The organism is Streptosporangium sp. NPDC023615 (genome assembly GCF_040640155.1).
GTDB lineage: Bacteria > Actinomycetota > Actinomycetes > Streptosporangiales > Streptosporangiaceae > Streptosporangium.
Genome location: NZ_JBFABE010000111.1, coordinates 1 through 13070 on the forward strand (window position 1 = coordinate 1; position 13070 = coordinate 13070).

The 13070-nt window shown below is 71.9% G+C and carries 11 protein-coding genes and 1 pseudogene; 6 read left to right on the forward strand and 6 right to left on the reverse strand.

Features of this window, described 5'->3' with window-relative positions; all coding sequences use genetic code 11:
* The 3 genes from AB0G16_RS37250 to AB0G16_RS37260 form a co-directional block, all read left to right on the forward strand.
* Nucleotides 1-958, forward strand: a 958-nt coding sequence (locus AB0G16_RS37250) for a helix-turn-helix domain-containing protein (protein ID WP_362815495.1), incomplete at its 5' end; no start/stop codon positions are given.
* Between the two features lie 148 nt (nt 959-1106).
* A complete protein-coding gene (locus AB0G16_RS37255) occupies nt 1107-2447 on the forward strand; it encodes an MFS transporter (protein ID WP_362815496.1) in 1341 nt (446 codons plus the stop codon).
* A complete protein-coding gene (locus tag AB0G16_RS37260) occupies nt 2447-3616 on the forward strand; it encodes a tannase/feruloyl esterase family alpha/beta hydrolase (protein ID WP_362815497.1) in 1170 nt (389 codons plus the stop codon). Before AB0G16_RS37255 ends, AB0G16_RS37260 begins: the two co-directional genes overlap by 1 nt.
* A gap of 113 nt (nt 3617-3729) precedes the next feature.
* Here AB0G16_RS37260 and AB0G16_RS37265 read toward each other — a convergent pair whose 3' ends face one another.
* Nucleotides 3730-5709, reverse strand: coding sequence for a glycosyltransferase family A protein (locus tag AB0G16_RS37265; RefSeq protein WP_362815498.1), 1980 nt, complete (start codon nt 5707-5709; stop codon nt 3730-3732).
* Between the two features lie 92 nt (nt 5710-5801).
* Nucleotides 5802-6419 (reverse strand): lytic transglycosylase domain-containing protein, encoded by a 618-nt coding sequence (locus AB0G16_RS37270; protein WP_362815499.1) that lies wholly within the window; start codon nt 6417-6419, stop codon nt 5802-5804.
* Between the two features lie 415 nt (nt 6420-6834).
* On the opposite strand from AB0G16_RS37270, the gene AB0G16_RS37275 reads away from it, so the two are divergent.
* From AB0G16_RS37275 to AB0G16_RS37285, 3 genes are read left to right on the forward strand one after another with little or no spacing between them, the layout of a single operon-like run.
* Complete coding sequence (locus AB0G16_RS37275) at nt 6835-7509, forward strand: response regulator transcription factor (RefSeq protein ID WP_362815500.1); 675 nt, start codon at nt 6835-6837, stop codon at nt 7507-7509.
* Nucleotides 7506-8912 carry a HAMP domain-containing sensor histidine kinase gene (locus AB0G16_RS37280; protein ID WP_362815501.1) on the forward strand — a complete coding sequence of 469 codons (1407 nt, stop codon included), beginning with the start codon at nt 7506-7508 and terminating at the stop codon, nt 8910-8912. Before AB0G16_RS37275 ends, AB0G16_RS37280 begins: the two co-directional genes overlap by 4 nt.
* Nucleotides 8909-9574 carry a hypothetical protein gene (locus AB0G16_RS37285; RefSeq protein WP_362815502.1) on the forward strand — a complete coding sequence of 222 codons (666 nt, stop codon included), beginning with the start codon at nt 8909-8911 and terminating at the stop codon, nt 9572-9574. Before AB0G16_RS37280 ends, AB0G16_RS37285 begins: the two co-directional genes overlap by 4 nt.
* 145 nt (nt 9575-9719) lie before the next feature.
* Here AB0G16_RS37285 and AB0G16_RS37290 read toward each other — a convergent pair whose 3' ends face one another.
* The 4 genes and pseudogenes from AB0G16_RS37290 to AB0G16_RS37305 all read right to left on the reverse strand — a co-directional run.
* Nucleotides 9720-11042, reverse strand: a complete 1323-nt coding sequence (locus AB0G16_RS37290; RefSeq protein WP_362815503.1) for a PhoH family protein — start codon at nt 11040-11042, stop codon at nt 9720-9722.
* Nucleotides 11043-11284: 242 nt separating this feature from the next.
* A complete protein-coding gene (locus tag AB0G16_RS37295) occupies nt 11285-12052 on the reverse strand; it encodes an isoprenyl transferase (protein ID WP_362815504.1) in 768 nt (255 codons plus the stop codon).
* A gap of 79 nt (nt 12053-12131) precedes the next feature.
* Nucleotides 12132-12671, reverse strand: a complete 540-nt coding sequence (locus tag AB0G16_RS37300; RefSeq protein WP_362815505.1) for a hypothetical protein — start codon at nt 12669-12671, stop codon at nt 12132-12134.
* Nucleotides 12672-12759: 88 nt separating this feature from the next.
* Nucleotides 12760-13070 (reverse strand): annotated as a pseudogene (locus AB0G16_RS37305) (hypothetical protein); the annotation flags it as partial.

Consider the following 13070-nt stretch of genomic DNA (forward strand, 5'->3'; position numbering starts at 1 on the left):
GTCCACCACCGCGGACATGATCGCGGACGCGGCCCGGTCGTCGAGGGCGCTGGGCCGTACCGTGCGGCGCGGGGACCTGCTGGTCGCGTCGGTGGACGTGGGCGCGGAGCCGCTGTGCACACTGGTGCTGCGCGCCGGCGGTCAGGTGTCCGACGCCGACCAGCGCATCCTGGAGCGGGCCGCGCTGGTCACCGCGTTGCTGCTGTTGTTCAGGCGCTCGGTGGCCGAGGCGGAGGGCCGGGTCAGGGGCGAGCTGCTCGACGACCTGATCTCCCGGCCCGCCCTCGACGGCCTGGCCGACCGTGCCCGCCGGGTGGGGGTGGACCTGGACGCCGATCACGTGGTGGTCGTGGTCCGCCACGGTGGCGGACGCGATCGGGCCGCGTTCTGGGCGTCCTCCCAGGCGACCCTGCGGCACGGTCTCGCCGCCCGCCGTGGCGACGAGATCGTCCTGCTGCTGCCGGGGGACCGGCCCGGCCCCGTGGCCGAACAGGTGGCGACCGAGCTGAGCGCCTCGCTGGGCCACCCCGCCACGGCGGGCGCCGGAGGTCCCGTACGCGGGCCCGCGCAGGTGGCCGCCGCCCACCGGGAGGCGCAGCGCTGCGCCGACGCGCTGGTGGCACTGGGGCGGGCCGGGGACGGGGCCGGCACCGCCGAGCTGGGCTTCGTCGGGCTGCTGGTCGGCGAGGGACGCGAGATCGGGACGTTCGTCGCCTCCGCGCTCGGCCCGGTGATCGACTACGACGCCCGGAGGGGGACGACGCTGGTGCGGACGCTCGCCGCGTACTTCGGCACGGGGTGCTCGCTGTCGCGGGCGAGCGAGAGCCTGCACATCCACGTCAACACGGTCACCCAGCGCCTGGAGCGGGTCGGGCAGCTCCTCGGCGAGGACTGGCAGTCGCCCGACCGCGCCCTGGAGATCCAGCTCGCCCTGCGCCTGCACCGCCTCAGCGGCTGAGCGGCCGGGGCCTCGGGCCCGTGCCCGCACACGGTTCGGCGCACCCACATAGGGCGCTCGACGGCTATGGCGCCCGTACCCATAGGAGTGACGCAGGTCACTACGTACGGTAGCGCCATCCCCCGACAGCGACCCCCTGGTGAGTGAGATGGCAGAGAAATCCCGTACCCCCATCGGAAAGATCGTCGGTGCCAGCCTGGTGGGCACCACGATCGAGTGGTATGACTTCTTCCTCTACGGCTCCGCCGCCGCGCTGGTCTTCCCGAAGCTGTTCTTCCCCGACTCGGAGCCGCTGACCGGCACCCTGCTGGCGTTCCTGACCTACGCGGTGGGCTTCGTGGCCCGTCCGCTGGGCGCGCTGGTCTTCGGGCACTTCGGCGACCGGCTCGGCCGCAAGAAGTTGCTGGTGGTCAGCCTGCTGCTGATGGGCGGGGCGACCTTCCTGATCGGCTGCCTGCCGACCCACGCGTCGATCGGCCTGTGGGCGCCGCTGCTGCTGACCCTGCTCAGGCTCGTCCAGGGCTTCGCCCTCGGCGGCGAGTGGGGCGGCGCGGTGCTGATCGTCTCCGAGCACGGCGACACCGCGCGCCGCGGTTTCTGGGCCTCCTGGCCGCAGGCGGGCGCCCCCGGCGGCAACCTGCTGGCCACCGCCGTGCTGGCGTTGCTGGCCGCGGTCCAGACCGACGAGGCGTTCGTGAGCTGGGGCTGGCGGATCCCGTTCCTGCTCTCCGGCGTGCTGGTACTGGTCGGCATGTGGATCCGGCTCTCCATCAGCGAGTCGCCGGTGTTCCAGCAGGCGGTCGCCAACGCCGAGCCCTCGCGGTCCCTGCCGATCGTGGAGGTCTTCAGGCACCACTGGCGGGACGTCCTCATCGCGATCGGCGCCCGTTTCGCGGAGAACGTCTCCTACTACGTGATCACCGCGTTCGTGCTGGTCTACGCGACGCAGCAGGCGGGGCTGACGAAGCCGGTCGTGCTCAACGCGGTGCTGATCGGATCGGCCGTCCACTTCGTCTCGATCCCGATGTGGGGGGCGCTCTCCGACCGGCTCGGCCGCCGGCCCGTCTACCTGCTCGGCGCCGCCGGGGTGGGCCTGTGGTCCTTCGCGTTCTTCCCGCTGATCGACACGAGGAACTTCGCCGCCGTCACCCTGGCGGTGACCGTCGGGCTGATCCTGCACGGCGCGATGTACGGCCCCCAGGCCGCGTTCTTCTCCGAGCTGTTCGCCACCAGGATGCGCTACTCGGGCGTCTCGATCGGCTCGCAGCTCGCCTCGATCGTCGCGGGCGCCCCGGCCCCGCTGATCGCGGTCGCCCTGCTCGGCGCCTACAGGTCGGCGTTCCCGATCATGCTGTACGTGGCCGGGGCCGCTGCGCTCACCATGATCACCGTGTACGTCTCGCGCGAGACCCGTGGCCGTGACCTCGTCACCATCGGCACCCGCGACGAGGCCGGGTCCACCCGCCGAACCGTACGGGGAGACATCTGATGCGCGGTATCGACGGCGACGCTGCGCGTCGCGGTGAGGCCGCTCGCATCAGGACGGTCGCGGGGGTCGCCGCCGCGGGCCTCGCCGCCCTGGTGGCCCTGGCCGGAGCGCCGGCGGCGAGCGCCGGGACCTCGGCGGCGCACTGCGCCCGGCTGGACCGGGTGGCGGTGCCGGGTGCCGAGCGCCAGGTGAAGGCCTGCCTGGACGACCTCACGACGGCGGGCACGACCGTCTCCGGGCACACCGTCCCGGCCCACTGGGCGGGCCTGCACCCGGCGGGGGCGGTCAACCCGAAGGGCGTGCCCGGCATCCAGGTCGACGGTTACTTCCCCGACACCTCGGCCTCCAACACGACGCACGGCTGGAACCACGACGCGCAGTTCGTCCTGCGGCTGCCCGACGACTGGAACGGCGGGCTGGTGGTCACCGGCACCCCGGGCAACCGGGAGCAGTACGCCAACGACTTCACCGTCTCCGACTGGGCGCTGGCCAAGGGCTACGCCTACGCGGTGACGGACAAGGGCAACGTCGGCGTCACCTTCCACAGGGACGGCCGCAGGCCCGGTGACGCGATCGCCGAGTGGAACGACCGGGTCACGCAGGTCGCGATCGCGGCCAAGGCCGTCGTCGCCCAGCGCTACGGCAGGCTTCCCAGGCGGACCTATGCCGCGGGCATCTCCAACGGCGGGTACCTGGTCCGCTGGCAGCTGGAGAACCGGGCCTGGCTCTACGACGGCGGTATCGACTGGGAGGGCACGCTCTGGCGGGTCCGGGGCGACAACCTGATCAACTTCCTGCCCCCGGCGCTGCGGGCCTACCCCGCCAGTGACACCCAGGCGATGTACGACGCGGGATTCGCCCGCGGCTCGGAGTTCCTGTGGCCGTTCCACCACCGGTACTACTGGGACCTGACCCAGCGCCTCTACCGTGAGGAACTCGACCCCTCCTTCGACGGCGACACCGAGGCGGGAACCCCCTTCTGCTCCTCGGGCACCCCGGCCTGCGACGCCGCCCACCCCGACAGGCTGCGCCCGTTGCTGCCCTGCTTCCGCAGCGCGTTCGAGACCCTGGAGGGGTGGGTGGAGCGCAGGCAGAGCCCGCCGCCGAGCGCGACCCTGCCGAGGCCCTCGACCGGCGACCTGCCCAACGAGTGCCGGCTGAGCGGGTGACACCACCCCACGGCGAGCGCCCGGCGGGCCGACAGATCGCCAGCAGGACAGTCGAGACGTCAGTCAGTCGGTGGGTCAGACCCGCCGCAGCGTCACCATGAACATCATCACTGTCAGTCGAGCATGTAGCGCCGCTGGACGGTCCTGGTCGCCCGGGCCGCGTTCCTGACCCCCGGCACCCGGAGCACGAGGCGCCTCAGCAGCGGGCGCCGGTGCCGCGGCGGGCCGTCCGGCAGGGGCTCGCGGATCTCCACCCGCCCGCCGCGGTTCATCACCACCGTGAACCGCAGGGCGGTCTCCCTGCCGTCCATCCGCAGGAAGGGCGCCCAGCGGCCCGGGCAGAGGAACTCCTCGCGGTACGACAGGCGGGTCGGGATCTTCGCGATCAGCCGTCCGGCGAGCTCTCCGGGGACGCCCGGCTCCACCAGGGCGGGCGCCAGGACCTCCTGGAGCCTGCCCGTGGCCTGTCGCAGCACAAGCTCGGCGGGCGGTCCCCCGCTCGGCGGCACGTAGGGCACGGGCACCACGACGAAGACGTGCCCGCGCTGCCCGACGGCCGTGGCGCCCGGCGAGACCAGGGCGATCGACTCGGGGAACGAGCGCGGCTCCACGCACACCCCCAGCTCGCCCCTGGCCGACCACCAGGGGACGACCAGCCGCTCGGAGCGGCCGGTGACCGCTCCGGCGCAGCTCAGCGGGGATCCGGTCACCCGGGTACGGGCCTGGCGCGCCACCCCGTACATCCGCACGTGGAGTTCCCAGAGCCCGGCCGGCAGCGGGTCGCCTCCGGCCGCCGCGTCGGCGTCCAGCCGGGCCGTGCCGGTGACCTGGAGCCTGACCCCTCCGCCGTGCCGGCAGCGGATCATCGAGCAGTCCACCGGCAGCAGGTGGACGGTCCCGCTCTCCTCGTGCCTGGCGTACACCTCGAACCTGGCGCGGGCGGCGGCCTGGCTGACGTCGGCCAGCTCGGGCGGGAGACGCAGGCCGTCGAGGCGGACCGGGGGTTCCCACAGCAGGCCGTCGTCGCCGTAGGGGACGAAGCGCATCGGGGTGCCGTCGTTCTGCATGATCTCCACGGTGAGCGCCATGACGAGCACGCCGTCCTCCCAGTCGACCCGGGTGAGGTCGGCCTGCAGGCGGGTGTCGCGCATGGCCCCGGCCAGCGCGACCAGCTCGTCGAGCCTGCCGGCGCGCAGCAGCGCGGCGCGGGCCCGCGCCTGCACCGGCAGCAGAGCGTCCAGGCGCGGGGGGAAGCGGGTCAGGGCCAGCTCGCGCAGGGTGGCGAAGGTGGCGGCCCGGGTCGCCGGGGAGGTGACGAACCCGCTCCCGCCGAGCCGCCGCAGCACCGCCGTGCGGAACCACTGGGCGTACATCCGGTCCCGCCGGCCCCCCTCGGGCACCTCGTCGTCGATGATGTCGAGCAGCTCGCGCAGCTCGGCGGCCCACGTGTACGGGTCGTCCTCGGGCGGTTCGGGTCTTGCGGCGACGTGGCAGCAGACCTGGTCGGCCAGCACGACGATGGTCTTCGCCCGCAGGTAGGCGCGGAGCACGAAGGCCTGCTCGGCCAGGCGCCCGCCGGGGTCGGGGAAGGCCAGCCCGTGGGCGGCCAGGAACGTCCTGCGGAAGAGCTTGTGCGGCGTGAGCAATGTGAGCAGCCGGTCCTTGACCACGTCGGCGCGCTCGCGGTCGGCGTCGAAGACCGCCGAGGGCGGCCGGCGGTCGTCGGTCAGCCGCCCGACGAGGATGTCGGCGTCTGTCTCCAGGGCGCGCCGGTACATCCGTTCCAGGGCGGGGCGCTCCAGCCGGTCGGTCTGGTCGAGCAGGTAGACGTACTCGCCCCTGGCGGCCAGGAGGGCGGCGTTGCGGCCGCGCATCGGTGAGCCGGTCCGCTCCAGGTGCAGCACCCGGACGTTGGGGCGCACCGCGGCCACCGCGTCGAGGCGCGGGCCGATGCCGTCGTCGGAGCCGTCGTCGGCGAAGAGGACCTCGTAGTCCTCGGAGGCCATCGACTGGTCCAGCACCGAGCGGATGCAGGCGTCGGCGCCGTCACCGGGATTGTGCACCGGCACCACGACGCTGACCTTCACGTTCATGCCGCCAAGGGTGCGGTGCGCGGCACCGCGAGGCGATCGGACGTGCCGAATCCTGGGGTCTCAGTACCGGCCCTTGACCCGCTTCCGGGGTCTCAGTACCAGCCCTTGGCCTGGGAATGGGCCCAGGCGCCGCAGGGCGAGCCGTAGCGGCCCTTGATGTAGCCGAGTCCCCACTCGATCTGGGTGGCCGCGTTGGTCTGCCAGTCGCCCCCGGCGCTGGCCATCTTGTGACCCGGCAGGGACTGGGGGATGCCGTAGGCGCCGCTGGAGGTGTTCATGGCGCGCTCGTTCCAGCCGCTCTCCTTCATCCAGAGCTTCTCCAGGCAGCCCCACTGGTCGCCCCAGCCGCGGGCCTCCAGCATCTGCTTGCCCAGCGCCCGGTTGCCGGTCGGGTTGGAGGTGCCCGGGGGGAGCTGCTGCGGGCTGAAGCCGCCGCCGCCCGGCGCCTCCTCGACGATCTTGACCTGGCTGAGCGGCTCGCGGTTCTTCCGCTGGGCCTCCAGCCTGTCGGCCTTGAGCGCCTGGGCGGCCTGGGCCTTGAGCGCGTCGGCCTCCGGGTCGGCGCCGAACGGGTCGGGGCTGAGCACCCGCGCCATCTCGTCCAGGGTGAGCGGCTGCTGCGGTTGCGCCGACGCGTTCTGGACGGCGGTGTACGCGGTGAACGCGCCGCCTCCCACCAGGAGCAGGACCACCCCGCCCACGATCAGCACGCGCTTGGAGACCGTCCCTCGGGACGCCCTCGCCCTGCCGCTTCCGCCGGCCCTGCGGGACGAACGCCGGCCGCCGGGCTCGGGGCTCTCATTCGGTTGCCGTGATCCTGAACTCACGACCTATGAGCTTGCCCTGACCGGGGGGGTGGTCCGCAACCGGAACGCGAGAGTTGGTCGGAGTCTCCTCGTCCCCGCCCGGGGCGCGGGAGAACGAAGACCAGGCCACGACCCCTTTTGCCCGAGGTAAAGAATGACGGTGATTTTGCTCACACCTGAAGCGGCCGTCCCCCGGTGTCCCTTGTCGATCTACGAATGCCCGAATCGGGGTGTGACCATCGTGTTCAGGTACTGTTTGCGTTATGTCGGGGTCTTGTGACCCTGCGGTTCCATCAAGCCTTGGGATAAGGACCACCCTGTGGCAGGCATCCTCCTCGTCGAAGACGACCCCTCGGTCCGCATCGGGCTGGAGCTCGCGCTCACCCGTCAGGGCCACACCGTCACCTCCTACGCCAGCGGCGAGGAGGCGCTGGAGCATGTCAAGGTCCGCCGGCCCGAGATCGCGATCCTGGACGTCATGCTCCCGGGCATCGACGGTGTCGAGGTGTGCCGCCGCATCCGCAGGCTCGACCAGCTGCCGGTGATCCTCCTCACCGCCAGGGGCGACGACCTCGACGTCGTCGTGGGGCTGGAGGCCGGAGCCGACGACTACGTGGTCAAGCCGGTCGAGCCCCGCGTGCTGGACGCCCGCATCCGCGCCGTCCTGCGCCGGATGGAGTCGGTCGCCTCCGACCGCATCACCTTCGGCGACCTGGTCATCGACCGGGGCGCGCTCAAGGTCGCGCTGGGCGGCAGGGAGGTCCACCTCACCCCGACGGAACTGCGGCTCCTGCTCGAACTGGTCCGCCATCCCGGCCAGGTGCTCAACCGCAGGTACCTGCTGCGAGCCGTGTGGGACCACACCCACGTCGCCGACTCGCGCCTGGTCGACGCCTGCGTCCAGCGGGTCCGCGCCAAGATCGAGGCGGTTCCCGCCGAGCCCGAGTTCATCCACACGGTACGGGGATTCGGCTACCGGTTCAGCCCGCCGTGAGACGGACGCACACCGGCCTGCGCGTCCGGCTGGTCTTCACCTTCACCGTGATCGCCGTGGCGGCCTCCGCCCTGGTCGCGGTGATCGGCTACGAGTTCGTCAAGAACCGCATGATCGACCGTGCCGAGCAGGTGGCCGTGAGCGACGTACGCGACACCCTGGAGGGGATCAGGGTGCCCATCGGCGCGCTCTGGCCGGGGGACAGCCCGCCGACCGACGAGGAGATCAGCGCGCTGCAGAAGAGCCTGCGCCCGCAGGGCGGCCGGGTGGTGGTCCGCTACGAGGAGTACCTCTACCCCGACGGTGACTTCGGCATCGGCGACGTCCCCACCGACCTCGGCGTCCAGGGCACCCGGCGGCTGGTCGCCAAGCGCCAGATCATCCAGGGCGACATGTGGCTGATCATCGGCACCCCGGTCTGGCGGATCGAGCCCATCCACACCGCCCAGCCCACCGGGATGACCGTCTTCGTGTTCGCCCCCCTCATCGAGGAGCAGCGGCTGCTGAGCGACCTGCGCCGGCCGCTGGCCCTGGCCGGAGCCGCCATGCTGATCATCGCCCTGCTTCTGGGGCTGGCCTCGGCCCGGCGGGTCCTGCTGCCGGTCAGGCGGCTCGGGTCGGCGGCGCGCGCGCTCGGCGCCGGCCACCTGGACACCCGCCTGCCGGTGCACGGCCAGGACGAGCTCGCCGAGCTCACCGCCACGTTCAACGACACCGCCGCCGCCCTGGAGCGGAGCGTGCTGGAGCTGCGCTCGCTGGAGGCGATGTCGCGCCGCTTCGTCGCCGACGTCTCCCACGAGCTGAGGACCCCGCTGACCGCGATGACCGCGGTCACCGACATGCTCTCGGAGGAGGCCGACCGGCTGCCGCACGAGCCCGCGGCGGCCGTCCGGCTGGTGCTGCGGGAGATCGCCCGCCTGAGGACCATGGTGGAGCAGCTCATCGAGGCGAGCCGCTTCGACTCGGGCACGGCGACGCTGAACGTGGACACGGTGAACATCGTCGACGTGATCTGCGACTGCCTGGACATGCGAGGCTGGTCGGACCAGGTGCGGGTGAACGTGCCCCAGGGGCTGACCTTCTCCCTCGACCCCCGGCGCTTCGACGTCATCGTGGCCAACCTGGTCGGCAACGCGCTGCGCCACGGTCAGCCCCCGGTGATGGTCACCGCCCGCAGCACCCCGAACGGGCTGGAGGTGAAGGTGCGCGACCACGGCAAGGGCATCCCGGCCAAGGACCTGCCCTTCGTGTTCAACCGCTTCTACAAGGCCGGCGCCCGCGGGGACGGCAGCGGCCTCGGCCTGTCCATCGCCCGGGCCAACGCCCAGTTGCACGGCGGCACGATCTCGGTGCGCGCCCAGCAGCCCGGGACGCTCTTCACGGTCTGGCTGCCCCCCACATGAGAACCGATCCCGCCGCCTTCCCCGGAGGAGCCGGTCTCGTCGCCTCCCGCGTGCGCACCGGTCCGGCCGCCTTCCCCGCGAGGGCCGCGCGCACGCGCCGGCCGGCCCTCGCCCTCGCCCGCCTGCTCGCCGTCCTGCTGGTACTGGGGGGGTGCGGCATCTCCCCCACCGGCGTCCAGGACCACGGCCGCCCGCCGGTGATCAGCTACAGCCCCACCTGGGTGACGGTCTACCTGCTCAAGGACGGCAGGCTGGAGCCCGCCAGGATCCCGGTGGACTCCGACTCGGCCAAGAACATCGTCGACACGCTCTTCCGGGCCGGCAGGCAGCCGCCGGAGCCGGGGCTGACCAGCGCGCTCAACGACTTCAGCCACTACGACACCAAGACGACCCGCTACACCGACAGCGCCGGCAACCCGGACAAGCGCAGCGACCCGGACGACAGCCTGGGCTACCGGCTGAACGTGATCATCACCGGCGACGGCGAGATCTCCCAGGCGGGCCTCGCCCAGATCACCTGCACCATCCGGCAGAACAAGCAGGAGAGCATCTGGAGCGTCGAGGTCACCCGGCTCTTCCCGGGGACCCCGAAGTCGATGGGCGACCGCACCTGCTTCGAGTACCGGGGGCTGGCGGCCCCGGGCGTCCGCCTGCCCCCCTGACGGCCCGCCGAAGGTGGATCGGGCGCGGGGACGGCGGGCGCGATGACGGCGCGGTGACGGCGCGGTGACGGCCGGCTCCTTGAGCGGACGGACCGGACACGACGCCGCCCGGCGCCGGGGGTCGTCCCCGGCGCCGGGCGGGACGTCACATCGTGATGTCCTCCAGCATCTCGGTCACCAGCGCCGCGATCGGCGAGCGCTCCGAGCGGGTCAGCGTGACGTGCGCGAACAGCGGGTGGCCCTTGAGCTTCTCCACCACCGCGACCACGCCGTCGTGCCGGCCCACCCGCAGGTTGTCGCGCTGGGCGATGTCGTGGGTGAGCACGACCCGGGAGTTGGCGCCGATCCGGCTCAGCACGGTGAGCAGCACCCCGCGCTCCAGCGACTGCGCCTCGTCCACGATGACGAAGGCGTCGTGCAGGGAGCGCCCGCGGATGTGGGTGAGCGGGAGCACCTCCAGCATGCCCCGGTCCATGACCTCCTCGATCACCTCGGGCGTGGTGACCGCGCCCAGGGTGTCGTAGACGGCCTGGGCCCACGGGCCCATCTTCTCGTTCTCCGAACCGGGCAGGTATCCCAGCTCCTGGCCGCCCACGGCGTACAGGGGACGGAAGACGATGACCTTGCGGTGCTGGCGGCGCTCCAGCACCGCCTCCAGGCCGGCGCACAGGGCGAGCGCGGACTTGCCGGTGCCCGCCCGGCCGCCCAGCGAGACGATGCCGACCTCGGGGTCCATCAGCAGGTCCAGGGCGATCCGCTGCTCGGCGGAGCGGCCGTGCAGGCCGAAGATCTCGCGGTCGCCGCGCACCAGCCGCACCGACTTGTCGGGCAGCACCCGGCCCAGCGCCGACCCCCTGCTGGACAGCAGCCGCAGGCCCGTGTGCGTGGGCAGGTCACGGGCCTCGTCCAGGTCGGCGGTGCCGTGCTCGAACAGGGTCTCGACGTCCTCGGCGGTCACCTGGAGCTCCGCCATGCCGGTCCAGCCCGACTCGACCACCAGCTCGGCGCGGTACTCCTCGGCGGACAGGCCGATGGAGGCGGCCTTGATCCGCATCGGCAGGTCCTTGGAGACCAGCACCACGTCCTTGCCCTCGGCGGCGAGGGTCCGCGCGACGGTCAGGATGCGGGTGTCGTTGTCGCCGAGACGGAAACCGACCGGCAGGATGGACGGGTCGCTGTGGTTGAGCTCGACCCGGAGGGTGCCCTCGCCGATCGGCATGGGCTCGTCCAGACGTCCGTAGGTCACCCGAAGGTCGTCGAGGTACCTCAGCGCCTTGCGCGCGAAGTATCCGAGCTCTGGATGATGGCGTTTGCCCTCCAACTCGGTGATGACGATGATCGGGAGGACGACCTCATGCTCGGCGAAACGGCTCATCGCCGTTGGATCCGCCAGGAGCACCGAGGTGTCCAGGACGTACGTGCGCCGCTTGACTGCCGGCGACGTGGGTGAGGACGAAGGGTTTGCCACGCGTTCTCCCCCGGGCGCCAATGACGGCGCCCTGCCATGAGCTGGGATGCGGACCGGCCCTGGACCCGCCCACGAGAACACCGAGCGGGGACCGTCGGCCGGCCCTCCTCAGCGATCCGTGACGCAAAGGCGGGCCCTCTCCGGCGTAGGTGAGCCGTGCTCTCCTACTTCTAACGGTACGTCCTGATTGACCGGTTTCCAACTGGTTTAGACCAGCCGAAAGGAACCGTTCACGAGGTGTTTCAGGAACCGTACCTGCGGTGCCGCGCGGCGTACGAGCGAAGGGCCCGGAGGAAGTCCACCCTGCGGAAGTCAGGCCAGTAGGCCTCGCAGAAGTAGAACTCGGAGTGGGCGCTCTGCCAGAGCAGGAAGCCGGACAGCCGCTGCTCCCCCGAGGTCCGGATGACGAGATCCGGGTCGGGCTGGCCGCGCGTGTAGAGATGCTCCGCGATGTGCTCCACATCGAGGACCTCGACGAGTTCCTCGATGCTCGCGCCCTTGCTGGCGTGCTCCTGGAGAAGGGAGCGCACCGCATCAGCGATCTCACGCCTTCCTCCATACCCAACGGCAACGTTCACAATCAAACCGGGACGATGTGATGTCGCCTCTTTTGCGTTCTTCAGGACGCGGGCCGTGTGATCAGGCAGAAGATCGAGCGCCCCCATGGGCTTGATGTGCCATCCGTCGGCCACGAGCTCCTGGACCACGTCCTCGATGATCTTCATCAGGAGGTCCAGCTCGTCCTTGGAGCGGTTGATGTTGTCGCTGGACAGCAGCCAGACGGTGACGACCTCGACACCGGCCTCACGGCACCAGCCCAGCAGCTCCGAGATCTTGTCGGCGCCCTTGCGGTGCCCGCGGCTCACGTCGTCGATGCCCATCGAGCGCGCCCAGCGCCGGTTGCCGTCGACGATCACACCCACGTGCCGGGGAGCCATCTCCCTCTGGCGGGACAGCTTCGCCTCAAGCCGGCGCTCGTACACCCGATAGACGAGATCGCGCACTCCCATTGGAGCCCCTCCCTCAGCACCCGCCACGAATGAGCACTGACAGGCAATTATCGCCGTCCCGCGGACCCCTCCGCCCCCTCTACAGGGTTCTGGCGGGCTTGCCCGGCTTGTACGGCCCCAGGTGCTCCTCGGCCTCGGCGACCAGCTCCTCGACGAACGTCCCCAGCTCGGCCGAGGTCAGCACCGCGCGCATCCCCGTCCCGCCGCCGCCCCAGGCCTCCACGAACGCCCTGCGGGTGAGCCGCCACTCCCCGGCCGGGCCGCGCCCTGCCTGCCCCGCCTGTCCTCCCTGCCCCGCCTGTCCTCCCTGCCCTCCGTGTCCTCCGTGTCCTCCGGGCATCCAGACCGGGATGGTGCGCACCTGGCAGCGGAGCTCGCCCCCGCCGACGACGCCGTTCCTGGCCCGGTAACGGAAGGAGAAGAGTTCCGCGTCCCCGGGGAAGCGGTCGTCGGGATCGGGCCACCGCGCCTGGTGGCCGGCGCGCGCCTCCGCGACCCCCCGCGCCAGGCGGCCGAGCAACCAGCCGCACCGCTCGCCCACCGTCCCGTAGAGCGCGCCGTCGCGGTGGAGCTCCAGCGTGATCTCGTACGGCGTGCCGAGGCTGTCCCGGCACGCCACTGGCGTAACGGTCAGATAAGAACCATCAAGACAACGCAGTCCCCCCACCTCAGAGAGGGTATCCCCGGCTCAGACCGTCAAAACGTGATCAACGCCACCCGTGTCCCCGCCAGCCGGGCGGCTGGTGCCACTCGGTCCAGCCGTGCCCCCGCCGCCCGTCCTCGGTCTCGTACCGGCACAGGGCACGCGGGAAGCGGGCGGTCTCCCCGTCCGGCGACGTCATGGCGACCGGGGCGAAGGCGAGCGGCACCGCCGTCATCGCCGCTCCCGGCACCTCCAGCCGTGCCCGGGAGGGGAGGTCGTCCGGGCCGAACTCGCTCGCCGAGACGAAGCCCTCGCGGTGCTCGATCTCCCCGCCCGGCGGGACCGTGAAGCACGGCCAGGACATCTCGAAGCCGA